Below are 22,272 nucleotides of genomic sequence, written 5' to 3' on the forward strand. Positions count from 1 at the left end.
CGGGCCGGGGGCGGCTTCGGGTCGGTGCCGGTGGTGGGCGGGTGCGACTTTTGTCGTCGGGGGACGAGACGAAAGAGGGAAGCCCGGAGGCCGGGGCGCGACCTACGGTGCGAGCGTGGACGCTATGTCGAAGTCGGGGACCCGGAGTTCGGACGGGATCGGGGCCGTGCTCGCCGCCGGGTGGGCCTGGTTCGCGGTGCCCGGGCAGTGGTCGGGGCGGAGGACCACCGGTGAGGTGGCGCTCGCCGCTGTGCTCGCGCTGCTCGGGGCCGGGACCGAGGAGCTCCTGGGCGGCGAGGGATGGCGGCTGATCTGGGTCGCCGCCGGTTCCGCCGTGCTGTCGCTGGTGCGGCGCGGACTTCCCGCGAGCGTGCTCGTCCTGACCGCGGGACTCACGCCCTTCATACCCGGCTTCGGGCCCCTGCTGCTCGTGGTCGGCTGGTCGTCCGGCCGGTACATCGCGGGTGCGGGGCGCGCGCTCGCCGCGTTCATCGCCGCCTTCGTCCTGAACGTCGGGGGGAGCCTCCTGGGGCCCTGGGACCGGGACCGGCTGCTCGCCCTCGCCCTCACGGCGACCCTCTACTACCTGGGCACCACCCTGGCTCCCGGGCTCGCCCACCGCTACTGGACGCAGCGACGGACCCTGTTGCACGCGCTCCAGGAGCGCAACGCCCAGCTCCTGCGGGAGCGGACCATGGTGGTCTGGCAGGCACGCCTGCGGGAGCGGCAGCGGATCGCCCATGACATGCACGACAGCCTCGGGCACCAACTGGCCCTGATCTCCGTGCACACCGGGGCCCTGGAGGTGGACCGGGACCTGAGCGGGCGCCAGCGCGAGGCGGTCGGCGTCCTGCGGAACGCGTCGGTGACCGCGATGCACGAACTGCGGGAGGTCGTCGGGATCCTCCGCGACGGCATCGAGGCCTCCGACGGGGCGTCAGTGCCCGGGCGGGGCGGGGACGAGACGGGGAGGGCCGCCCGGGGGATCGCGGGCATCGAGGGGCTCGTGGAGGCCGCGCGGGCCGCCGGCACCTCGGTCGGGCTGAAGCGGTCGGGGGAGGAGCGGCCGCTGGCACCGGCGGCCGACCACGCCGCGTACCGGATCGTGCAGGAGGCCCTGACCAACGCCTACAAGTACGCGCCGGGGGCGTCGATCGGCGTCGAGCTGCGGTACGAGCCGGACACCTTCGTGGTGGAGGTCCTCAACGCGGAGCCCACGGGAGAACCCGCGGGAGACGTCGTGAGCGGCGGGCAGGGCCTGACCGGCCTTGCCGAGCGCGCCCGGCTCGTGGGGGGGATGTGTCACGCCGGTCCGGCCGACGGAGGGGGGTTCCGGGTCGCCGGGATGCTGCCCTACGGTGCGGCGCCCGTCGCGGAGGCAGCGCCTTTGGTCGATGCGGCCGACGACTTCCGGCAGCAGACCACCAAGCCGCTCGCGGGCGATGGTCGTCCGGTCGTGGTCGGACCGACCGACTGGACGTTCACGGAGCGGGAGCTGGCCATGGCGGTAGGCGGGGGCAGGGGCAGAAGCACGGGAGGTTCGATCGCGATCGGCTGCGGGATCGCGTTCGCGGCGCTCGTGATGCTGGTGGTGGCGGCCGGCTTCGGTCTCTACTTCCTGATGGGGTCGTTGAAGGAGGGGATGATCGACCCCGAGGAGTACGACGCGGTGAAGGTCGGGATGTCCGAGAAGGACGTCCGCAACCGGCTTCCCTCGGGCGACACGATCACCACCGCGGGCCTGGGCGGCAAGGGGCCGGCACAGCCGGAGGGCGCCGACTGTCTTGTGCTGATGTCCTCGGAGATCAGCGACGACTTCGACAAGGAGCCCGTTTTCCGGTTCTGCTTCCAGGACGGCAAGCTGATCGAGAAGAAGTCGTACGAGGTCGAGGCGCGGTAGCGCCGACCCGCCCGTACCGGAGCCGTGGGGAGAAGCTGTGGCAGGGCAGCCCATCAGGGTCGTGATCGCCGACGACGAGCCTCTGATCAGAGCCGGGATCCGGATGATCCTCATCTCGGACCCGGAGATCGAGGTCGTCGCGGAGGCCGCCAACGGGCGGGAGGCGGTCGAGGCGGCTCGGGCGCACGCCGCCGACGTGGTGCTGCTCGACATCCAGATGCCGGTGCTCGACGGTCTCTCGGCGCTGCCGGAGCTGCGGCGGGCGGCGCCGGCGGCCCGGGTGATCGTCCTGACGACCTTCGGGGAGCGGGAGAACGTGCTGCGGACCCTGGAGCACGGAGGCGCCGGGTTCCTGCTCAAGGACACGGCGCCCGCGGAGCTGATCCGGGCGGTGCGGGCGGCCGCGGCGGGGGACGCGTATCTGTCGCCGGCGGCGACCCGGCATGTGGTGGAGCGGCTCGCCGGCGGCCGGGAGGCCGCCCGCGCCGAGGAGGCGCGGGGGCGGGTCGCGGGGCTGAGCGACAAGGAGCGCGATGTGCTGGCGCTCCTCGGCGAGGGACTCTCCAACGCGGACGCGGGGAAGCGGCTGCACATGAGCGAGGCCACGGTGAAGACGTACGTCAGCCGGATCCTCGCCAAGCTGCACTGCGAGAACCGGGTCCAGGCGGCGCTGCTGGCGCGGGACGCGGGGCTGTAGACGCGGGCTGTGGATGCGGGGCCGCAGGGGGACTCGGGGCGGTCTGACGGGTTGTCCACAGGTGCTTGTCCACAGGGGGAGACGCCTGTTCCCGGGCGGCGGTACGGTCAGGCCGGATGATGTTGGACTTTCGCATCGGGGGAGGGCGTGCCATGGACGAGACCAGGGCTGTGGTGCCGGAGCAGCGCGGTACGGACGGAGGGCCGGACGGCTCACGCGTACCGCACGTGCCGGGGTTCGCGCGTCGCGCCGTCGTCGGGGGCGCGGCCCCGGACGCCGGAGTCTCCCCCAAGGAACGGGGCAAGAAACTGCGCGAGCGGGTTCCGCGCTCCGCGCACCGGCAGCCGGCCCTCGCCGCCGACCGGCCCGACGCCGTCCGGGCCGTCGAGGAGTCGAGCCGCGACCGCGTCCCCGAACTCGCGCCGATGCGGGTCGGCAGGATGGCGGCGAGCCCCTTCGCCTTCCTGCGCGGATCCGCCGGACTGATGGCCCAGGACCTCGCCGACACCCCTGTCACCGGGATAGCCGCCCAGCTCTGCGGCGACGCGCACGCCGCCAACTTCGGGCTCTACGGGGACGCGCGCGGCCGGCTCGTCATGGACCTCAACGACTTCGACGAGACCGTGGTCGGCCCCTGGGAATGGGACCTCAAGCGGCTCGCCACCTCCCTGGTCCTCGCCGGCCGGGAGGTGGGTGCCGACGAGGAGGTGTGCCGGGCCGCCGCCTTCGACACCGTCGGCGCCTACCGGCGCACCATGCGGCTGCTCGCCCGACTCCCCGCCCTCGACGCCTGGAACGCGATCGCGGACGAGGAACTCGTCTCGCACACCGACGCACGTGATCTCCTCGGCACCCTGGAGAGGGTCTCCGCCAAGGCCCGGAACAACACCAGCGCCCGGTTCGCCGCCCGGTCCACCGAGACGGTGACCGCCCCCGAGGGCGGCGGCCGCAGATTCGTGGACGCTCCCCCGGTGCTCCGCAGAGTCCCGGACGCCGAGGCGGCCGCGGTCGCCGTCGCCCTCGGCCCGTACCTGGAGACCGTCTCCGAGGACCGGCTGCCGCTCCTCGCTCGGTACGCCGTCCACGACGTGGCCTTCCGTGTGGTCGGCACCGGCAGCGTCGGCACCCGTTCCTATGTCGTACTGCTCCTCGACCACCGCGGTGAGCCGCTCGTGCTCCAGGTGAAGGAAGCGCGCCCGTCCGCGCTGCTTCCCCATCTGCCGGCCGCGGGCTTCACCGTGGAGGACCCGGGCCACGAAGGACGGCGCGTGGTGCTCGGGCAGAAGCGGATGCAGGTCGTGAGCGACATCCTGCTCGGCTGGACCACCGTGGAGGGGCGCCCCTTCCAGGTGCGCCAGTTCCGGAACCGCAAGGGCAGCGTCGATCCCGCCGCGCTCACCGTCGACGAGGTCGACGACTACGGCCGGATGACCGGGGCGCTGCTCGCCCGGGCCCACGCCCACAGCGCGGACCCGCGCCTGATAGCCGGGTACTGCGGGAAGAACGAGGAGTTCGACGAGGCCGTCGCCTCCTTCGCCGTCTCGTACGCGGACCGCACCACCGCCGACCACGCGGACCTGCTCGCCGCCGTCCGTTCCGGCCGGATCGCGGCCGAGCTGGGCGTCTGACCGACGTGTGGCCGGGCCACGCGTCCGGCCCATGTCCGGCCGAGCCGGGCGCCTGAGCGGCATGCGGTCGAACGGCGCGTCCGAGCGACGCTCCACGCACGACCAGGGGGAGGGAGGGGAGGGGGAGGGGAGGGGGGGAGCCCCCCGGAAGGACCGTAGGCTGGGTGGGACGAGCCGGAACGAGGACGTGGGCGGGCGTAGACGTGAGCGTGCACCAGGGTGCGAACGAGGGCCCCGACAGCGAGCGGCCTCAGGCCGAGCCGTCCCAGGCCGAGCTTTCGCAGGACGAGCAGCCGCAGGACGAGCAGCCGCAGGGTGAGGTTCCTCAGGACGAGTCGGCCGAGGACGGGCAGCCCCAGGGCGTGTCGGCTCAGGGTGGGTCCGCTCAGGACGAGCGGCCCGAGGCGCGGCTGGAGCGGGCCGTGCGGGTGGCGGAGCAGGCGCTGATCGAGTTCGAGATCGCCGTCGAGACCTTCCGCGTCGAGGTCGACAATTTCTCGCGGCTGCACCACCAGAAGCTCGGCCCGATGTACGCGCGGCTCGACGAGCTCGACGCGCGTATCGCCGAGGCCAGGGCGGAGCGCAGCGGCGACCCCGAGGACCTGCGGCTGGCGCAGGAGGCGCGGGCCGCGGTGCTGCCGATGCCCGGGGTGGAGGAGCTGTTCCACGACTGGATCGACTCCGACGGCCTCTCCCCCGAGGCCGAGGCCATGCTCACCGACCGGCCGGTGCAGCCGCCGAAGCGGGTCCGCCCCAGTGACGAGGCCCGCAGGCTCTTCCGGGAGCTTGCCCGTAAGGCGCACCCCGACCTGGCGCGTGAGGACGAGGAGCGCAAGCGGCGCGAGGAGTTCATCACGCGGGTGAACGCCGCCTACGCCCGCGGCGACGAGGTGCTCCTGCGCGAGCTCTCCACGGAGTGGGAGGCCGGTCCCGCGCCGGCCGAGGAGCGGCTCAGCGAGAGCGAGGAGCTGTACGCGCGCCTGGAGTGGCTGGCAGAGCGCAAGGACATGCTGTCGGCGCTCGCGCGTGAGCTGGAGGAGAGCGCGATCGGCGCGATGCTGCGCATGGCGCCGGACGACCCGGACCGGCTCCTGGAGGAGATCGCGGAGCAGCTGCTCACGCAGGTCTCCGAGCGTGAGAACGAGCTGGCCGAGCTGGTGCAGTAGGTTTTTCCGTGCGCCCGAGTCCGTTCGGGCGGTCCTGACGAGAGAAGGCCGTTCCCATGAATTTCTCCCCGCTGCCCTCGGTGGACGCGGCTTCCGTGCCGGCCGATGCCCTGGTGCTGGACGTCAGGGAGGACGACGAGTGGACGGCCGGTCATGTCGAGGGCGCGCTGCACGTGCCGATGAGCGACTTCGTGGCCCGCTTCGGTGAGGTCACCGAGGTCGTGGCCGAGCGCGGTCGCGCGTACGTGATGTGCCGGGTCGGCGGCCGATCGGCGCAGGTCACGCAGTATCTGGTGCAGCAGGGCTTCGACGCGGTGAACATCGAGGGCGGAATGCTCGCCTGGGACGGTGCCGGGCGCCCGATGGTGACGGGCACCGGAAGCCCGGCCTTCGTCCTCTGAGCGGGCTTGGCCGTCAGTCGAGGGGGTGGGCGGCCAGCAGGTCACCCAGGGCGTCCTCGTGGGCAGCGGCGGGGCCGAGCGACAGCTCCAGGTGTTTGGCCCAGGCGTGGTACCGGTGCAGGGGGTAGTCGGTGTCGGCGCCGAAGCCGCCGTGCAGGTGCTGGGCGGTCTGCACCACGCGCCGCACGCCTTCGGAGGCCCAGATCTTCGCGACGGCGATGTCCCCGGCCGCCGGGAGTGCCGCTTCGGCTCCGGTGGCGAGCCGCCAGGCGGCCTGCCAGAGGGTGACCTCCATGGCGCGCAGGTCGATGTAGCGGTCTGCGGTCTGGACGGCGACGGCCTGGAAGGTGGCCACGGGGTGGCCGAACTGCTCGCGTTTCCCGGTGTACTGGCTCGTCATGGTGAGGACGGCCTCGCCGAGTCCGAGGGCGAGCGCGCAGGTGCCGGTGGTGAGGAGTCCCCGCAGCCATTCCCAGGCGCCCTCGGTGTCGATGACGTCGGCGCCGCGGAGGCGTACGGAGTCGAGTCGTAGCTCGGCGAGGAGTTCACCGTTGGTGGAGTACTGCGCCGTGAGGCCGACGCCGTCGTGTGTGCGGGGCAGCAGGGCGAGGACGGTGCCGCCCTCGGTGGTGTGCGCGGGGACGGCGACGAGGTCTGAGCCGTGGGCCCAGGGGACGGCGGTCTGCAGGCCGTCGAGAATCCAGCCGGTGCCGTCGCGGCGCGCGGTGACGGCGCGCTCGGCGGGGTCGTGGCCGGTGCGTCCCTGGGAGGCGGCGGTGAGGACGAGTTCGCCGCGGGCCACGCGGGGGAGCAGCGCGGCGGCCGTCTCCCGGGGTGCGTACCGCTCGACGGTCATCGCGACGGCGCTGGTCTCCAGGAGGGGGACGCGGGCGAGGACGCGGGCGGATTCGCGGAGCACGAGGCAGAGGGCGACGGGGTCGAGACCGCCGCCGCCGTGCTCGGTGGAGATGACGAGTCCCAGCAGGTCGGCGGTGGCGAGACGGGACCAGAGCGGTCGGTCGAGGTCCTCGGAGACGGCGCCCGGGGTGAGGGCGGGGCTCGGTACCGCGTCGGGCGCGACGCCCGAGAAGACCGCCTTGGCCGCCTCGACGGCCGCCTGCTGCTCTTCGGTGAAGGTGAAGTCCACTGCCCTGCCCTCCCGTTGTGCCCCTGCTCGTCCTGACGGTCCGTCAAGATAGAACAGGTTCTAGTGGAAGGGAATGGCGGCGCCCGACTCGGTCGGTCGCCCGGGCCTCGGCGGGGTGAGGCCTCGGGCTTCCGCGGGGGAGACCGCGGGCTCCGTCAGCGGTCGAAGTCCAACTCCACCTCGGGGGTGACCGGGTGGGACTGGCAGGCCAGGACGTACCCGGCTTCGGTCTCCTCCGGCTCCAGCGCGAAGTTGCGGTCCATCCGCACCTCTCCGCCGACGAGGAAGGCGCGGCAGGTGCCGCACACCCCGCCCTTGCAGGCGTACGGGGCGTCCGCGCGGGAGCGGAGCACCGTGTCGAGGAGGGTCTCGCCGCGGTCCACCGGCCAGCTGCCGGACCGGCCGTGCAGGGTCGCGGTCAGTGTGGCGTGCGCGGGGGTGTCGGCCGTCGGGACCGAGACCGGCGCGGAGCCGTCGTCGACGTGGAAGATCTCCTGGTGGATCCGGCCGCGGTCGACCCCGAGGCCGGACAGCGCCCGCTCGGCGCCCTGGACGAGCCCGAAGGGGCCGCAGAGGAACCAGCCGTCGATCGACTCGACCGGCAGCAGCGAGGGCAGCAGCGCGACGAGCCGCTCGTGGTCGAGGCGGCCCGACGGCAGACCCGCCTGCTGTTCCTCCCGGGAGAGGACGGTGACCAGCTGGAAGCGGTCGGGGTAGCGGTCCTTCAGGTCGGCGACCTCGTCGAGGAACATGGTGGACGCGGCGGTGCGGTCGCTCCGGATCAGGCAGAACCGGGCCTCGGGCTCGCGGGCGAGCAGGGTGGCCGCGATCGACAGGACCGGGGTGATGCCGCTGCCGCCGACGACGGCCGCGAAGTGGCCGGGGCGCGGGGTGAGCGTGAAGCGGCCCATGGGCTCCATCACCTCGACGAGGTCGCCGACGGCCAGTTCCTTGAGGGCGTACGTCGAGAACGAGCCGCCGTCGACGAGCCGGATGCCGACGCGCAGGACGGGGGGCTCGCCGGCCGGGGAGGCGGGGGCGCAGATCGAGTACGTGCGCCGGATCTCCTCCCCCTGCTCGCCGGTACGGCGCAGTGCGAGGTGCTGGCCGGGGAGGTGCCGGTACGCCTCGTGGAGCTCGGGCGGGACCGCGAAGGTGACGGCCACCGAATCGTCCGTGAGCCGCTCGACCTCGCTCACCCGGAGCGGATGGAACCCGGCCCGTGCGGCACCTGAGGACACCATCTACAACTCCTTGAAGTGGTCGAACGGTTCGCGACAGGCGATGCAGCGGCGCAGGGCCTTGCACGCGGTCGAGGAGAAGCGGCTCAGGAGCTCGGTGTCGGTGGAGCCGCAGTGGGGGCAGCGGATCGCCAGGGTCAGCGGCACGGGGCCGCCGGCCGGGCCCTGGGGGCGCGGCGGTGCGACGCCGAACTCGGCGAGCTTGCGCCGCCCTTCCTCGCTGATGTCGTCGGTGGACCACGCGGGGGCGAGGACCGTGACGACGGAGACGTCCGGCACTCCGTGCTCGTGGAGCGCGCGCTCGATGTCCGAGGACATGGCCTCGACCGCGGGGCAGCCCGTGTACGTCGGGGTGAGGGCGACCTCGACCCGGCCGGGGCCGGTGACCTGGACGCCCCGCAGCACACCGAGCTCCGCCAGGGTGAGGACGGGCAGCTCGGGGTCGAGGACGGCGCCGGCGATCCGGCTCAGCTCCTCCTCCAGGGCGGTCATGGTCACCATGTCGCCCCCGGGTGGCTGCGGTGCAGGTGCTGCATCTCGGCGACCATGCGTCCGAAGGACTCGGTGTGCAGTCCCTGGCGGCCGGCGCCCGCGGCCCAGGCGCCGGTGCGCGGCCCCTCGGGCACGGTGAGCGTGGCCCTGCCGAGGATGTCCGTCACGGAGGCCAGCCAGGCGCTCTCCATGGCCGCGTGGTCGACGTCGAGTCCCTCGACGGGCTGGAACAGCTCGCCCGTGTACTTCCACAGGGCGTCGCAGGCCCGCCGCATCCGCTCGTGGCTCTCGGGGGTGCCGTCGCCGAGGCGCAGGGTCCACTGCTCGGCGTGGTCCTGGTGGTAGGCGACCTCCTTGACGGCCTTGGCCGCGAGACCGGCGAAGGGGCCGTCGCCGGAGGCCAGCTGTCCGTACAGGAGACGCTGGTAGGTGGAGAAGTACAGCTGCCGGGCGATGGTGTGGGCGAAGTCGCCGTTCGGCTGCTCGACCAGCTGGACGTTCCGGAAGGAACGCTCCTCGCGCAGGTACGCCAGTTCGTCCTCGTCGCCGACGAGGGAGAGCAGGACGCGGGCCTGGCCGAGGAGGTCGAGTGCGATGTTGGCCAGGGCGACCTCCTCCTCCAGGACGGGGGCGTGTCCCGCCCACTCCCCCAGGCGGTGGGAGAGGACGAGGGTGTCGTCGCCGAGGGCGAGGGCGGCTCCGGTGATCACGGCGGTCTCCCGTGTGTCGGGGGTGCTCACAGGTGCTTCACCCCCTCCGGGATCTCGTAGAACGTCGGGTGGCGGTAGGGCTTGTCCGCGGACGGCTCGAAGAACGGGTCCTTCTCGTCGGGCGAGGAGGCGGTGATCTCCGTGGAGGGGACGACCCAGATCGAGACGCCTTCGCTCCTGCGGGTGTACAGGTCACGGGCGTTGCGCAGGGCCATCTCCGCGTCGGGCGCGTGGAGACTGCCCGCGTGGGTGTGGGACAGCCCGCGGCGGGAGCGCACGAACACCTCCCACAGCGGCCAACCGTCGCTCGTCATGCCTGTGCCTCCCCGTGCTTGCCGGTGTTCTTGTGCTTCTCCGCGTGGGCCGCCGCGGCTTCCCTGACCCAGGCGCCGTCCTCGTGGGCCTGGCGCCGCCTGCTCAGCCGCTCTTCGTTGCAGGGGCCGTTGCCCTTGAGGACGTCCCAGAACTCGGCCCAGTCGATCGGACCGAAGTCGTAGTGCCCGCGCTCCTCGTTCCACCGGAGGTCGGGGTCGGGGAGGGTGAGTCCGAGGGCCTCGGCCTGGGGCACGGCGATGTCGACGAAGCGCTGCCGCAGCTCGTCGTTGGAGTGGCGCTTGATCTTCCAGGCCATCGCCTGGGCGGTGTGCGTCGACTCGTCGTCCGGCGGGCCGAACATCATGAGCGAGGGCCACCACCAGCGGTCCACGGCGTCCTGCGCCATGGCGTGCTGGGCGTCGGTGCCCCGGGAGAGGGCGAGCAGCGCCTCGTACCCCTGGCGCTGGTGGAAGGACTCCTCCTTGCAGACCCTGACCATCGCCCGGGCGTACGGCCCGTAGGAGCAGCGGCACAGCGGGACCTGGTTGGTGATCGCGGCGCCGTCCACCAGCCAGCCGATGGCGCCGACGTCGGCCCAGGTCAGCGTGGGGTAGTTGAAGATCGAGGAGTACTTCTGGCGGCCCGCGTGGAGCTTGTCGAGCAGCTCGTCCCGGCTGGTGCCGAGGGTCTCCGCCGCGCTGTACAGATACAGGCCGTGGCCGGCCTCGTCCTGCACCTTCGCCATCAGGATCGCCTTGCGCCGCAGCGAGGGCGCCCGGGTGATCCAGTTCGCCTCCGGCTGCATGCCGATGATCTCGGAGTGGGCGTGCTGCGCGATCTGCCGGACGAGCGAGGCCCGGTAGGCCTCGGGCATCCAGTCGCGCGGCTCGATCCGCTCGTCGGCGGCCACGGCGGCGTCGAACACGGCCTCGTAAGCGGCCTGCTCCGCCGCCACGGCCGTGTCCGACACGCCGGGCACGCCCGTGGTCTCTGTCGTCCCTGCCGTCACTGCGGTCATCGGACCCCCTACCGACCGATCGTTCGGTTGAATGACTTCAATGGTGAGTCGGCGGCCCGTATGGTGTCAACCCTGTGGATAACCGAGGTGGGCCGATCGAGATCGGGGCGGGATGGACGCGCACGTCGAAAAGGACGCGGCTGACGTGGCCGACGGCCGTCCGACACCCCCGGCGGACCCCCTGGCACGCACCGCGGACGTGGCACCCGAGACGGAGCGGGCGAGCACCGGGATCATGGCGCTTTCCATGCCCTACCAGGTCGTTCTCGCCGTGGCGCTCGCCGTCGTCGGGGTCTTCGCCTGCCTCCATCTGGCGATGGTGTTCCTGCACGTCGCGCCGTCCAACACGCTGACCAAGCGGCACGGCCAGGCCGTCGACGACTGGGTCTACCCCGAGTTCGAACAGAACTGGAAGCTCTTCGCGCCCAATCCGCTCCAGCAGAACGTCTCCGTCGAGGTCCGCGCCGAGCTCTCCACCGCCGAAGGCGCCGACGGCGCCCCCCGCACCACCGGCTGGATCGACCTCACCGCGCAGGACGCCGCGGCGATCCGGCACAACCCGATGCCCAGCCACGCCCAGCAGAACGAACTCCGCCGGGCCGTGGACTTCTACCTGAACTCGCACTCCGATGACGACACCCCCAACGGGCTGCGCGGCCGGCTCTCGGAGGAGTACATGCGCCGGATCGCGATGCTCCGGCTCGACGCGCTTCCCGCGCTCGCGGGCCCCGACGGACGGGCGCTCACCGGTGAGGTGCGGCGCGTCCAGCTCCGCGCCGTCACGCGTGCTGTGCCCCCGCCCCGCTGGAGCACCGAGAAGATCGACACCGCCCCCTCCTACCGCGACCTCCCGTGGTGGCCGGTCACGGACGCCGACCGGCCCGCCGGAACCGACCGAAGCCGCACGGAGGCGGGCCGATGAGCGATCCCACGCCGACCCCCGCCCCCGCCCCTGCTTCCGACGCGAGCACCGCCAGCGCCACGCGCGCGCGTGACCACGAGTCCCTCGATCGCCGGCTCGCCCGTGCCGTCCAGACCGTGACGGGCCGCTCCCTCGGCCCGTACCAGACCGCGATCGTGCGGATCGGCTTCTCGCTGACCTGGCTGCTCTTCCTGCTGCGCGAGCTGCCGTTCCGGCACGAGCTGTACGGCCCCGACGGCCCCTGGTCCTGGGAGATGGCCCGCCGGCTGATCGCCGACAACCGGGCCTTCACCGTCCTCATGTGGTCGGACGGCCGGCTCTGGTTCGAGCTCGTCTACGGGATCGCGGTGCTCTCCGCCGTGCTGCTCCTGGTGGGCTGGCGCACCCGTGCCGTGTCGGTGGTCTTCATGGTCGGGGTGCTCTCGCTGCAGAATCGCTCCGTCTTCGTGGGCGACGGCGGCGACAACGTCCTCCACCTCGCCGCGCTCTACCTCGTACTGACCCGGTGCTCCCAGGTCTGGTCCCTCGACGCCCGGCGGGCGGCCCGCGAGGCCCGTGCCGCCCGCGCCGGGGAGCCGCCGCGCCGGGATCGTGTCGGCCCGCTCCTGTGGACCGTGCTCGGCGGCTTCCTCCTCGCCGTGACCTGGTTCAGCGAGGTCACCGGCGAATGGTGGCTGCCGGTGCTGCTGTGGGTCCTGTGGCTCGGGAACGCCCTGTGGTGGCTGGTCTGCCGGTATGCCTCCGAGGAGCCCCGCACGCTGCTCGACGCCCTCGCCCACCTCGCGCACAACGCGGCCCTCGTCGTGATCATGGCGGAGGTCTGTCTGATCTACGCCACGGCCGGCTGGTACAAGATCCAGGGCTCGCGCTGGCAGGACGGCACCGCGCTGTTCTACCCGCTCAACCTCGACTACTTCACCCCCTGGCCGACCCTCTCCGAGCTGCTCGGCACCAGCGGGGTCATGGTGATGCTGCTGACCTACGGCACGGTGATCGTGCAGGTCGCCTTCCCCTTCACGCTCTTCCACCGCAAGGTCAAGAACGTGCTGCTGGTCGCGATGATGCTGGAGCACGCCGGGATCGCGGTCCTTCTCGGACTGCCGGTCTTCTCGCTCGCGATGATCTCCGCCGACGCCGTCTTCCTGCCGACGCCGTTCCTGGTCGCGCTCGGCGCGTGGGCGGTGCGGGGCCGGGACCGGCTGTTCAAGCGGGTGCCCGCCGAGCCGCTGCCCGAACAGCGCCGTACGGGTGAGGAGCACGGTCCCCGTACCCTCGTCGGGTGAGCACCACCGAAGAGAAGCCCGGAGCCGGGGCCGGGGCCGGGACCGCAGCCCGAGCGGGAGCCGAGGCCGCCGAGCCGATCCAGTACGACGAGGGCTTCGGCCCCGAGATCGGCGTCGGGCCGCACCCGCAGCCGTGGCCCGAGGGCGAGCGGTACGACCCCGAGCTGCTCGCCGACGGCGACCGGCGCAATGTCGTGGACCGCTACCGGTACTGGACGCGGGAGGCTGTTGTCGCCGACCTGGACACCCGGCGTCACGACTTCCACGTGGCCGTGGAGAACTGGGGCCACGACTTCAACATCGGTTCGGTGGTGCGGACCGCCAACGCCTTCCTGGCGAAGGAGGTCCACATCGTGGGCCGGCGGCGCTGGAACCGGCGCGGCGCCATGGTCACCGACCGCTACCAGCACGTCCGGCACCACCCGGACACCGAGTCGCTGACCTCGTGGGCGGCGGCCGAGGGCCTGCCCGTCATCGGCATCGACAATCTGCCGGGGGCCGTGCCGCTGGAGCGGACCGTGCTGCCCCGCCGCTGTGTGCTGCTCTTCGGGCAGGAGGGCCCGGGGCTCACCGAGGAGGCCCGCGCCCATGTGGAGACGGTCTGCTCGATCGCCCAGTTCGGTTCGACCCGGTCGATCAACGCGGGAGCGGCCGCGGCCATCGCGATGCACGCGTGGGTGCAGCGCTACGCGGAGATCGAGAGCCCTTAGGCCGTGGGCGGTGCGTGGAGGCCCCGGAGGGCCTCCACGCACGCGTGCCTCAGGCCTGGCGGCGGACCTCCACCACCCGGAAGCGGTTGGAGACGAAGGCGCCGTCGCACAGGGCGGCGTTCGCCGCCGGGTTGCCGCCGGAGCCGTGGAAGTCGGAGAACGCGGCCGTCTGGTTCACGAAGACCCCGCCCGTGAGGTTCAGCGAGAGCTGGGCCGACTCCTCCAGGCAGACCTCCTCCACCGCGCGCTCGGTGTCGGCCGAGGTCGTGTAGGCCCCGACCGTCATCGCGCCCTTCTCACGGACCGTGCGCCGCAGCAGCTCCAGGGCGTCGTCGGTGGAGTCCACCGAGACGGCGAAGGAGACCGGACCGAAGCACTCCGAGAAGTACGCGGCCTGGGCGTCGGGCTTGGAGCCGTCCAGCTTCACGATGACCGGGGTACGGACCACGGCGTCCGGGTACTCCGGGTTGACCACCTCGCGGGAGGCGAGCGCCACCTCGCCGAGACCGGCGGCGGCCTCCAGACGGGCCTTCACGTCCGGGTTGACCAGGGCGCCGAGCAGACCGTTCGCCCGGGCGTCGTCGCCCAGCAGGCCGCCGACCGCCGCGGCGAGGTCGGTGACGACCTCGTCGTACGTCCTGGGGCCCTGGTCGGTGGTGATGCCGTCGCGGGGGATCAGCAGGTTCTGCGGGGTGGTGCACATCTGGCCGCTGTAGAGGGACAGCGAGAAGGCCAGGTTGGAGAGCATCCCCTTGTAGTTGTCGGTGGAGTCGACCACGACCGTGTTGACGCCGGCCTTCTCGGTGTAGACCTGCGCTTGGCGGGCGTTGGTCTCCAGCCAGTCGCCGAAGGCGGTGGAGCCGGTGTAGTCGATGATCCGGACCTCGGGGCGGACGGCGAGGGTCTTGGCGATGCCCTCGCCCGGCCGCTCGACGGCGAGCGCCACCAGGTTCGGGTCGAAGCCGGTCTCGGCGAGCACCTCACGGGCGACCCGGACGGTCAGCGCGAGTGGAAGCACCGCGCGCGGGTGCGGCTTGACCAGGACCGGGTTGCCGGTGGCGAGAGAGGCGAACAGGCCCGGGTAGCCGTTCCACGTGGGGAAGGTGTTGCAGCCGATCACCAGGGCGATGCCGCGGCCGACCGGGGTGAACTCCTTGCTCAGCTCCAGGGGGTCGCGCTTGCCCTGGGGCTTGGACCAGTCGGCCCGCCCGGCGGGGGTGCGGGTCTGCTCCGCGTACGCGTATGCCACGGCCTCCAGGCCGCGGTCCTGGGCGTGCGGGCCGCCGGCCTGGAACGCCATCATGAACGCCTGGCCGCTGGTGTGCATGACGGCGTGGGCGAACTCGTGGGTGCGGGCGGAGATCCGGGCGAGGATCTCCAGGCAGACCAGGGCACGGGTCTCGGCGCCGGCGTCGCGCCAGGCGCCCATGCCCGCGCGCATCGCGGGGAGCAGGACGTCGATGTCGGCGTGCGGGTACTCGATGCCGAGCGCGGGGCCGAACGGCGAGGTCTCGCCGCCGGTCCAGCCGTCCGTGCCGGGCTGGTCGAGCTCGAAGCGCGTGTTCAGCAGGGCCTGGTGGGCGGCGAGGCCGGCCGCCGCGTCGAGTGAGCCGTCCTCGCCGTACGCCTTCGGGTGCTCGGGGTACGGCGACCAGTAGGCACGGGTCCGGATGGTGTCGAGCGCCTGGTCGAGCGTGGACCGGTGCTTCTCGGCCAGTCGGTCGGTGGTCGGCAGAGCGGTGGCCATGGATGGACCAACTCCTCGTCGAGCTGGGCAGGGAGACACGTACGGAGTTAGAGTAACCGAACGATCGGTCGGGACAAGGGGGCCTGTCGATCCTGTGGAAAACCCATCGGGGAGGATCACTCCTATGAGCGCCAACGTGACCGTCAGGGGGAGCGACGACGTGACCGCCAGTGAGCCCGCCGCCGCCGTGGAAGCCGCAGAAGCCATGGCCGAGGAGGCCCCGGGGCCCGTCGGGCGGGACCGTACCGTCGCCGTCGTCGGCACGGGCACCATGGGCCAGGGCATCGCCCAGGTCGCCCTGGTCGCCGGCCACCCCGTACGCCTCTACGACAGCGCCCCCGGCCGCGCCGAGGAGGCCGTGGCCGCCCTCGCCGCCCGCCTCGACCGGCTCGTCGAGAAGGGCCGCATGGACGCCGCCGCGCGCGAGGCGGCCGTCGGACGGCTGCACGCGGCCGGGGAGCTCACGGAGCTCGCGGACGCGGCCCTCGTCGTCGAGGCGATCGTCGAGCTGCTGCCCGTCAAGCAGCAGCTCTTCGCCGACCTGGAGAAGGTCGTCGGCGACGACACCGTCCTCGCCACCAACACCTCCTCCCTCTCCGTCACCGCCATCGCGGGAGGGCTGCGGCTGCCCGGCCGGTTCGTCGGACTGCACTTCTTCAACCCGGCGCCGCTGCTCCCCCTCGTCGAGGTCGTCAGCGGCTTCGCCACCGAGCCGGACGTCGCCACGCGCGCGTACGAGACGGTCAAGGGCTGGGGCAAGACGCCGGTGCGCTGCGCCGACACCCCCGGCTTCATCGTCAACCGGGTCGCCCGCCCCTTCTACGCGGAGGCGCTGCGGGTCTTCGAGGAGGGCGCGGCCGATCCGGCCACCATCGACGCGGCCCTGCGCGAGTGCGGCGGCTTCCGCATGGGCCCGTTCGAGCTGACCGACCTCATCGGCCAGGACGTGAACGAGGCGGTCACCCGCTCGGTGTGGGACTCCTTCTACCAGGACCCGAAGTTCACGCCCTCGCTCGCGCAGCGCCGGCTCGTGGAGTCGGGGCGGCTGGGCCGGAAGACGGGCCGGGGCTGGTACTCGTACGCGGAGGACGCGCAGCGGCCCGAGCCGCACACGGCACCGCCCGCGGAGGCGCCCGAGCGGATCACCGTCCGGGGTGACCTCGGGCCGGCGGACCCGCTGGTGGGGCTCTTCGAGGCGGCTGGAATCACGGTCCTGCGCGAGGAGGGCGGCAGCCACATCGAGCTGCCGGGCGGCGGCGAGCTCAGCCTCGCGGACGGCGAGACCTCCTTCGAGTACGGCGAGGAGGCCATCATCTACTTCGACCTCGCGTACGACTACGAGGCCGCGAGCCGCATCGTGCTGTCGAGCCGCGAGGACATCGACCCCGCCGTTCTCGCCGAGGCGGTCGGGCTCTTCCAGGCGCTCGGCAAGAAGGTCTCCGTGATCGGGGACGTCCCCGGCATGATCGTGGCCCGCACGGTCGCGATGCTGGCCGACGTCGCGGCCGACGCGGTCGACCGGGGGGTCGCGACCGCCGAGGACGTGGACACGGCGATGCGGCTCGGGGTCAACTATCCGGCCGGACCGCTGGAGTGGACCGGGAGGATCGGCTACCGGCGTACCTGCGGTCTGCTCCGGGAGCTGGACCGGCGGTACGCGACCGGCCGGTACGCGCCGGGGCTCGCCCTCGTGCGCCGGACGGTCCCCGAGGGCGGGGAGGACTCCCGATGACCACGGCGAAGCGCGACACGTACACCCCCGAGACTCTGCTCTCGGTCGCCGTACGGGTCTTCAACGAGCGCGGCTACGACGGCACCTCCATGGAGCATCTGTCCAAGGCGGCGGGGATCTCCAAGTCCTCGATCTACCACCACGTGTCCGGCAAGGAGGAGCTGCTGCGGCGTGCGGTCAGCCGCGCGCTCGACGGGCTCTTCGCGATCCTCGACGAGCCGGGGGCCGTGCGCGGCCGGGCCGTCGAGCGGGTCGAGTACGTCACGCGCCGCACGGTCGAGGTGCTGATCGCGGAGCTGCCGTACGTGACGCTGCTGCTGCGTGTGCGGGGCAACACGGCCACCGAGCGGTGGGCCATGGAGCGGCGGCGGGAGTTCGACCACAAGGTGGCCGATCTGCTCAAGGCCGCCGCCGAGGAGGGCGACCTGCGGGCCGATGTGGACATCCGGCTCGCGACCCGGCTCCTCTTCGGCATGATCAACTCGCTGGTGGAGTGGTACCGGCCGCATCCGGACGCGACGGCGGAGCGCGAGCAGCTCGCCGAGACCGTGGCGCACCTGGCCTTCGACGGGCTGCGTACGGCCCGCTGAGGGCTCTGCGAGGGCTGCTGGGCGTCGCTGGGGCCCGCTGAGGGTCTGGGGCGCGCCGGCCCCCTGATCGAGGAGCCTGCGGCCTTGAGGGCCGGCATGACGGAAGGCCTGCTGAGGGCCTGCCCCGGGATGTTGCCCGGGGCAGGCCCTCAGGCGCGTGGGTCGGTGTTGAGGTCCGTCTCCTCGAAGACCAGCAGCGTGCGCGTGGACAGCACCTCCGGGATCGACTGGAGCCGGGTGAGCACCAGCTCGCGCAGCGTCCGGTTGTCCGGTGTGTGCACCAGCAGCAGAACATCGAAATCGCCGCTGACCAGCGCTATGTGTGTGGCGCCCGGCAGCGTCTTGAGCTGCTCGCGGACCGTGCGCCAGGAGTTCTGGACGATCTTGAGCGTGATGTAGGCGGAGGCTCCGTGTCCCGCCCGCTCGTGGTTCACCCGGGCGCTGAAGCCGCGGATCACCCCGTCGTCGATGAGCCGGTTGATGCGCGCGTAGGCGTTGGCCCGGGAGACGTGCACCCGCTCGGCCACGGAGCGTACCGAGGCGCGACCGTCCATTTGCAGCAACCGCAGGATGTCGCGGTCGATCGCGTCCAGCGGGCGTGCCGGAAGCGCGCCCGTCGGCACGCCGATCGGGGCGCTCAGGGCCTCGCCGGGCACCTCGCTCCCGGTCCCGCCGAGCGCGCCGCCCGTGTCGTCGCCCGGAACCTCGTTCCGGTCGACGGCCATTTGTTCATCCGCCATGTCCCCCCGCCTCTCTCCGGTGGACGACCTGCACTCATCCCAGGCTGTGGAGAACCGTTTGTCCACAGGCTGGAGGTGCCTGTAGCCAAAATGCCTCCACGACCGAACAATCGGTAGGTGAGGCGCGCCACACTCGCGCCACCCGCCTTCGGGTCTTATGCCCGCTCCCACGAGGAGGTGGACTCGTTGCAACAGCGCAGTTCGACAGTCCAAGAGCCGCCCGGTGCCGCTCCCGCCCACCGGCCCACCCCGCCGCCGGCCTGGCAGCCGCGTACCGACCCCGCCCCGCTGCTGCCCGACACCGAGCCGCTGCGCGTGCTCGGCACGGACGCCGTGGCCGACGCCGACCCCGCGCTGCTGCTCCGGCTCTACGCGGAGCTGATCCGCGGCCGCCGGTACAACACGCAGGCCACCGCCCTCACCAAGCAGGGCCGGCTCGCCGTGTACCCGTCCACCACCGGCCAGGAGGCGTGCGAGATCGCCGCCGCCCTCGCCCTGGAGGAGCGGGACTGGCTCTTCCCCTCGTACCGCGACACCCTGGCGGCCGTCGCCCGCGGTCTCGACCCCGTGCAGGCGCTGACCCTGCTGCGCGGCGACTGGCACACCGGGTACGACCCGCGCGAGTACCGCATCGCGCCGCTCTCCACCCCGCTCGCCACCCAGCTCCCGCACGCGGTGGGCCTCGCCCACGCCGCCCGGCTCAAGGGCGACGACGTGGTCGCGCTCGCCATGGTCGGAGACGGCGGAACCAGCGAGGGCGACTTCCACGAGGCGCTGAACTTCGCGGCCGTCTGGCAGGCCCCCGTGGTCTTCCTCGTCCAGAACAACGGCTTCGCGATCTCCGTACCGCTCGCCAAGCAGACCGCCGCCCCCTCCCTGGCCCACAAGGCCGTCGGATACGGGATGCCCGGCCGGCTCGTCGACGGAAACGACGCGGTCGCCGTCCACCAGGTGCTGACCGAGGCCGTGGCCCGCGCGCGGCGCGGCGGCGGCCCCACCCTGGTCGAGGCCATCACGTACCGGATCGACGCCCACACCAACGCCGACGACGCCACCCGCTACCGTGCGGCCGGCGAGGTCGAGGCCTGGCGTGCGCACGACCCGATCCTGATCCTCGAACGGGAACTGACGGAGCGCGGCCTGCTCGACGAGGACGGCAGGCGCGCGGCGGCGGAGGCCGCCGAGACGATGGCCGCGGAGCTGCGCGAGCGGATGAACGCCGACCCGGTGCTCGACCCGATGGACCTCTTCTCCCACGTGTACGCGGAGCAGACGACGCAGCTGCGCGAACAGGCGGCGCAGCTGCGCGCCGAGCTCGAAGCCGAGGGTGAGGCGTGATGACGACGGCGACAACCGGACCCGCGGCGGACAGGACCGCCGCGAAGGCCGGTAAGTCCAAGCCCGCCACGATGGCGCAGGCGCTCCAGCGCGCCATGCGCGACGCGATGGCCGAGGACCCGACCGTCCATGTGATGGGCGAGGACGTCGGCACGCTCGGCGGTGTCTTCCGGGTCACCGACGGACTCGCCAAGGAGTTCGGCGAGGACCGCTGCACGGACACCCCGCTGGCCGAGGCCGGCATCCTCGGCGCGGCCGTCGGCATGGCCATGTACGGCCTGCGCCCGGTCGTCGAGATGCAGTTCGACGCGTTCGCCTACCCGGCGTTCGAGCAGCTGCTCTCGCACGTGGCGAAGATGCGGAACCGCACCCGCGGCGCGATGCCGATGCCGATCGTCATCCGGGTGCCGTACGGCGGCGGGATCGGCGGCGTCGAGCACCACAGCGACTCCTCCGAGGCCTACTACATGGCCACCCCCGGGCTCCATGTCGTCACCCCGGCCACCGTCGAGGACGCCTACGGGCTGCTGCGCGCGGCCATCGCCTCCGACGACCCGGTGGTCTTCCTGGAGCCCAAGCGGCTCTACTGGTCCAAGTCCGACTGGTCTCCCGAGGCGCCCGCGCCCGTCGAGCCGATCGGCAAGGCCGTCGTACGGCGCCGGGGCACCGGCGCCACCCTGATCACCTACGGCCCCTCTGTGCCCGTCTGCCTGGAGGCGGCGGAGGCCGCGCAGGCCGAGGGCTGGGACCTGGAGGTCGTCGATCTGCGGTCGCTCGTGCCCTTCGACGACGAGACGGTCTGCGCCTCGGTGCGTCGCACCGGCCGCGCGGTCGTGGTCCACGAGTCGACCGGCTTCGGCGGCCCCGGCGGAGAGATCGCCGCGCGCGTGAGCGAGCGCTGCTTCCACCACCTGGAGGCGCCGGTGCTGCGGGTCGCGGGCTTCGACATCCCGTACCCGCCGCCGATGCTGGAGCGGCACCATCTGCCGGGCGTGGACCGGGTCCTGGACGCGGTGGCGCGGCTGCAGTGGGAGGCGGGAAGCTGATGGCCCAGGTGCTCGAGTTCAAGCTGCCCGACCTCGGTGAGGGACTCACCGAGGCGGAGATCGTCCGCTGGCTGGTCAGTGTCGGCGACGTCGTCGCCGTCGACCAGCCGGTCGTCGAGGTCGAGACGGCCAAGGCCATGGTCGAGGTGCCCTGCCCGTACGGCGGTGTGGTCACCGCCCGGTACGGCGAGGAGGGCACCGAACTGCCCGTCGGCGCTCCGCTCCTGACGGTCGCCGTGGGTGGCACGGGCGCACCGGAGGAGCTCGCGGCGGCGGCCCCCGGCGCCGCCCCCACGGTGGGGGAGAACGCCGCCGACTCCGCCGTGTCGTCCGAGTACTCGGGCAATGTGCTCGTCGGGTACGGCACGGCCGGGCCCGCCGCCCGGCGCCGCCGGGTACGGCACGAGAGCCACGCCGTGGCGAAGCCCCTCGCACCCGCCCCCGCGGCGGCCCCGGCCGTGGTGGCCGCTCCGGCGCCGGTCGCCGTGGCCGTCCGCGGGCACGAGGGTCCGGTGCCGGTCATCTCGCCGCTCGTACGGAAGCTGGCCAGGGACCGGGGACTCGATCTGCGCGACGTACGCGGATCGGGGCCCGAGGGCCTGATCCTGCGGGCCGACGTGGAGCTGGCCATCGCGGCGCTGGAGGGGCCGGTCGCCGCACAGGAGACCGCGGTCGCCCCGGCCGCCGCACCGGTCTCCGCTGCTGCCCCGGCCGCCGAGCGGGTTCCGCTGCGCGGGGTCCGCGGCGCCGTCGCGGACAAGCTGTCGCGCAGCCGTACGGAGATCCCGGACGCGACCTGCTGGGTCGACGCCGACGCGACCGAGCTGATGGCCGCACGGGCGGCGATGAACGCGGCGGGCGGGCCGAAGATCTCGCTGCTCGCGCTCCTCGCCCGCATCTGCGTCCACGCCCTGAGCCGGTTCCCCGAGCTCAACTCGACCGTGGACACCGCCGCCCGGGAGATCGTCCGGCTGCCGGCCGTGCATCTCGGCTTCGCCGCCCAGACCCCGCGCGGCCTGGTCGTTCCCGTGGTCAAGGACGCGGGGACCCGGACGGCCGAGTCCCTGACGGCGGAGTTCGCCCGGCTGACGGAGGCCGCCCGGCACTCCGCGCTCACCCCGGCCGATCTGACGGGTGGCACGTTCACCCTGAACAACTACGGGGTGTTCGGGGTCGACGGCTCCACGCCGATCATCAACCACCCCGAGGCCGCCATGCTCGGCGTCGGCCGGATCATCCCCAAGCCCTGGGTGCACCAGGGCGAACTGGCCGTCCGTCAGGTGGTGCAGCTCTCGTTCACCTTCGACCACCGCGTCTGTGACGGCGGCACGGCGGGCGGCTTCCTGCGGTACGTGGCGGACTGCGTCGAGCAGCCCGCGGTCCTGCTCCGCACGCTCTGATCACCGACCGGGCACCGACCGGTGCGTACGGGCCCGCCCCCGGGTCCGC

21 protein-coding genes are annotated in these 22,272 nt (G+C 72.8%); 13 read left to right on the forward strand and 8 right to left on the reverse strand.

Features of this window, described 5'->3' with window-relative positions; all coding sequences use genetic code 11:
• Positions 1 to 124: 124 nt before the first annotated feature.
• The 5 genes from ACH4MY_RS06340 to ACH4MY_RS06360 all read left to right on the forward strand — a co-directional run bounded on the left by ACH4MY_RS06340 (position 125) and on the right by ACH4MY_RS06360 (position 5,792).
• Entirely contained in the window at positions 125 to 1,900 is a 1,776-nt protein-coding gene (locus ACH4MY_RS06340; RefSeq protein WP_397999348.1) for a sensor histidine kinase, read from the forward strand.
• Positions 1,901 to 1,937: 37 nt separating this feature from the next.
• A complete protein-coding gene (locus ACH4MY_RS06345; protein WP_397998301.1) occupies positions 1,938 to 2,597 on the forward strand; it encodes a response regulator in 660 nt (219 codons plus the stop codon).
• A gap of 152 nt (positions 2,598 to 2,749) precedes the next feature.
• Entirely contained in the window at positions 2,750 to 4,225 is a 1,476-nt protein-coding gene (locus ACH4MY_RS06350; RefSeq protein ID WP_397998304.1) for a DUF2252 domain-containing protein, read from the forward strand.
• A 362-nt stretch (positions 4,226 to 4,587) separates the two neighbouring features.
• On the forward strand, positions 4,588 to 5,391 hold the full coding sequence (locus ACH4MY_RS06355; protein ID WP_397999351.1) for a hypothetical protein: 804 nt from the start codon (positions 4,588 to 4,590) through the stop codon (positions 5,389 to 5,391).
• 56 nt (positions 5,392 to 5,447) lie between these two features.
• Entirely contained in the window at positions 5,448 to 5,792 is a 345-nt protein-coding gene (locus tag ACH4MY_RS06360; protein ID WP_397998306.1) for a rhodanese-like domain-containing protein, read from the forward strand.
• Positions 5,793 to 5,805: 13 nt separating this feature from the next.
• On the opposite strand, the gene ACH4MY_RS06365 is transcribed toward ACH4MY_RS06360, so the two are convergent.
• The 6 genes from ACH4MY_RS06365 to paaA all read right to left on the reverse strand — a co-directional run bounded on the left by ACH4MY_RS06365 (position 5,806) and on the right by paaA (position 10,715).
• Entirely contained in the window at positions 5,806 to 6,939 is a 1,134-nt protein-coding gene (locus ACH4MY_RS06365; RefSeq protein ID WP_397998309.1) for an acyl-CoA dehydrogenase family protein, read from the reverse strand.
• Between the two features lie 155 nt (positions 6,940 to 7,094).
• Positions 7,095 to 8,183, reverse strand: a complete 1,089-nt coding sequence (locus tag ACH4MY_RS06370; RefSeq protein ID WP_397998311.1) for a 2Fe-2S iron-sulfur cluster-binding protein — start codon at positions 8,181 to 8,183, stop codon at positions 7,095 to 7,097.
• Positions 8,184 to 8,681, reverse strand: coding sequence for a 1,2-phenylacetyl-CoA epoxidase subunit PaaD (paaD, locus tag ACH4MY_RS06375; RefSeq protein WP_397998313.1), 498 nt, complete (start codon positions 8,679 to 8,681; stop codon positions 8,184 to 8,186).
• Positions 8,675 to 9,412, reverse strand: coding sequence for a 1,2-phenylacetyl-CoA epoxidase subunit PaaC (gene paaC / locus ACH4MY_RS06380; RefSeq protein ID WP_397998316.1), 738 nt, complete (start codon positions 9,410 to 9,412; stop codon positions 8,675 to 8,677). Before paaC ends, paaD begins: the two co-directional genes overlap by 7 nt.
• Positions 9,409 to 9,696: a 1,2-phenylacetyl-CoA epoxidase subunit PaaB gene (gene paaB / locus ACH4MY_RS06385; protein ID WP_024760355.1), complete on the reverse strand. Its 288-nt coding sequence runs from the start codon at positions 9,694 to 9,696 to the stop codon at positions 9,409 to 9,411. Before paaB ends, paaC begins: the two co-directional genes overlap by 4 nt.
• Entirely contained in the window at positions 9,693 to 10,715 is a 1,023-nt protein-coding gene (gene paaA / locus ACH4MY_RS06390; RefSeq protein WP_397998319.1) for a 1,2-phenylacetyl-CoA epoxidase subunit PaaA, read from the reverse strand. Before paaA ends, paaB begins: the two co-directional genes overlap by 4 nt.
• 112 nt (positions 10,716 to 10,827) lie before the next feature.
• Between paaA and ACH4MY_RS06395 the strand changes: the two genes are divergently transcribed.
• From ACH4MY_RS06395 to ACH4MY_RS06405, 3 genes are all read left to right on the forward strand, one after another.
• Positions 10,828 to 11,637: a DUF5819 family protein gene (locus ACH4MY_RS06395; protein ID WP_397998322.1), complete on the forward strand. Its 810-nt coding sequence runs from the start codon at positions 10,828 to 10,830 to the stop codon at positions 11,635 to 11,637.
• Complete coding sequence (locus tag ACH4MY_RS06400) at positions 11,634 to 12,920, forward strand: HTTM domain-containing protein (protein WP_397998324.1); 1,287 nt, start codon at positions 11,634 to 11,636, stop codon at positions 12,918 to 12,920. Before ACH4MY_RS06395 ends, ACH4MY_RS06400 begins: the two co-directional genes overlap by 4 nt.
• A gap of 77 nt (positions 12,921 to 12,997) precedes the next feature.
• Positions 12,998 to 13,630, forward strand: coding sequence for a TrmH family RNA methyltransferase (locus ACH4MY_RS06405; protein WP_397999353.1), 633 nt, complete (start codon positions 12,998 to 13,000; stop codon positions 13,628 to 13,630).
• Positions 13,631 to 13,679: 49 nt separating this feature from the next.
• On the opposite strand, the gene paaN is transcribed toward ACH4MY_RS06405, so the two are convergent.
• Positions 13,680 to 15,377 carry a phenylacetic acid degradation protein PaaN gene (gene paaN / locus ACH4MY_RS06410; RefSeq protein ID WP_397998327.1) on the reverse strand — a complete coding sequence of 566 codons (1,698 nt, stop codon included), beginning with the start codon at positions 15,375 to 15,377 and terminating at the stop codon, positions 13,680 to 13,682.
• 205 nt (positions 15,378 to 15,582) lie between these two features.
• Here paaN and ACH4MY_RS06415 point away from each other — a divergent pair, with 205 nt between their 5' ends.
• On the forward strand, positions 15,583 to 17,109 hold the full coding sequence (locus tag ACH4MY_RS06415; protein WP_397999356.1) for a 3-hydroxyacyl-CoA dehydrogenase: 1,527 nt from the start codon (positions 15,583 to 15,585) through the stop codon (positions 17,107 to 17,109).
• On the forward strand, positions 17,106 to 17,699 hold the full coding sequence (locus tag ACH4MY_RS06420) for a TetR/AcrR family transcriptional regulator (protein WP_397998330.1): 594 nt from the start codon (positions 17,106 to 17,108) through the stop codon (positions 17,697 to 17,699). Before ACH4MY_RS06415 ends, ACH4MY_RS06420 begins: the two co-directional genes overlap by 4 nt.
• Positions 17,700 to 17,848: 149 nt before the next feature.
• Here ACH4MY_RS06420 and ACH4MY_RS06425 read toward each other — a convergent pair whose 3' ends face one another.
• A complete protein-coding gene (locus tag ACH4MY_RS06425; RefSeq protein ID WP_397998333.1) occupies positions 17,849 to 18,439 on the reverse strand; it encodes an Lrp/AsnC family transcriptional regulator in 591 nt (196 codons plus the stop codon).
• A 177-nt stretch (positions 18,440 to 18,616) separates the two neighbouring features.
• Here ACH4MY_RS06425 and pdhA point away from each other — a divergent pair, with 177 nt between their 5' ends.
• From pdhA to ACH4MY_RS06440, 3 genes are read left to right on the forward strand one after another with little or no spacing between them, the layout of a single operon-like run.
• Positions 18,617 to 19,777 carry a pyruvate dehydrogenase (acetyl-transferring) E1 component subunit alpha gene (gene pdhA / locus ACH4MY_RS06430; protein WP_397999359.1) on the forward strand — a complete coding sequence of 387 codons (1,161 nt, stop codon included), beginning with the start codon at positions 18,617 to 18,619 and terminating at the stop codon, positions 19,775 to 19,777.
• Entirely contained in the window at positions 19,777 to 20,823 is a 1,047-nt protein-coding gene (locus ACH4MY_RS06435) for an alpha-ketoacid dehydrogenase subunit beta (protein ID WP_397998337.1), read from the forward strand. The genes pdhA and ACH4MY_RS06435 overlap by 1 nt, the downstream gene beginning before the upstream one ends.
• Positions 20,823 to 22,223, forward strand: a complete 1,401-nt coding sequence (locus ACH4MY_RS06440; protein ID WP_397998340.1) for a dihydrolipoamide acetyltransferase family protein — start codon at positions 20,823 to 20,825, stop codon at positions 22,221 to 22,223. The genes ACH4MY_RS06435 and ACH4MY_RS06440 overlap by 1 nt, the downstream gene beginning before the upstream one ends.
• Positions 22,224 to 22,272 lie beyond the last annotated feature (49 nt).

This window comes from Streptomyces sp. NPDC017246 (assembly GCF_044331325.1).
Taxonomy (GTDB): domain Bacteria; phylum Actinomycetota; class Actinomycetes; order Streptomycetales; family Streptomycetaceae; genus Streptomyces.

Coding starts and splice junctions, on each gene's coding strand:
- ACH4MY_RS06370 (WP_397998311.1), bottom strand. CDS start 8,183: ATGGTGTCCTCAGGTGCCGCACGGGCCGGGTTCCATCCGCTCCGGGTG.
- ACH4MY_RS06435 (WP_397998337.1), top strand. CDS start 19,777: ATGACGACGGCGACAACCGGACCCGCGGCGGACAGGACCGCCGCGAAG.
- paaA (WP_397998319.1), bottom strand. CDS start 10,715: ATGACCGCAGTGACGGCAGGGACGACAGAGACCACGGGCGTGCCCGGC.
- paaB (WP_024760355.1), bottom strand. CDS start 9,696: ATGACGAGCGACGGTTGGCCGCTGTGGGAGGTGTTCGTGCGCTCCCGC.
- ACH4MY_RS06395 (WP_397998322.1), top strand. CDS start 10,828: ATGGACGCGCACGTCGAAAAGGACGCGGCTGACGTGGCCGACGGCCGT.
- ACH4MY_RS06440 (WP_397998340.1), top strand. CDS start 20,823: ATGGCCCAGGTGCTCGAGTTCAAGCTGCCCGACCTCGGTGAGGGACTC.
- ACH4MY_RS06415 (WP_397999356.1), top strand. CDS start 15,583: ATGGCCGAGGAGGCCCCGGGGCCCGTCGGGCGGGACCGTACCGTCGCC.
- ACH4MY_RS06360 (WP_397998306.1), top strand. CDS start 5,448: ATGAATTTCTCCCCGCTGCCCTCGGTGGACGCGGCTTCCGTGCCGGCC.
- paaD (WP_397998313.1), bottom strand. CDS start 8,681: ATGGTGACCATGACCGCCCTGGAGGAGGAGCTGAGCCGGATCGCCGGC.
- ACH4MY_RS06350 (WP_397998304.1), top strand. CDS start 2,750: ATGGACGAGACCAGGGCTGTGGTGCCGGAGCAGCGCGGTACGGACGGA.
- ACH4MY_RS06425 (WP_397998333.1), bottom strand. CDS start 18,439: ATGGCGGATGAACAAATGGCCGTCGACCGGAACGAGGTTCCGGGCGAC.
- paaN (WP_397998327.1), bottom strand. CDS start 15,377: ATGGCCACCGCTCTGCCGACCACCGACCGACTGGCCGAGAAGCACCGG.
- ACH4MY_RS06400 (WP_397998324.1), top strand. CDS start 11,634: ATGAGCGATCCCACGCCGACCCCCGCCCCCGCCCCTGCTTCCGACGCG.
- ACH4MY_RS06420 (WP_397998330.1), top strand. CDS start 17,106: ATGACCACGGCGAAGCGCGACACGTACACCCCCGAGACTCTGCTCTCG.
- ACH4MY_RS06340 (WP_397999348.1), top strand. CDS start 125: ATGTCGAAGTCGGGGACCCGGAGTTCGGACGGGATCGGGGCCGTGCTC.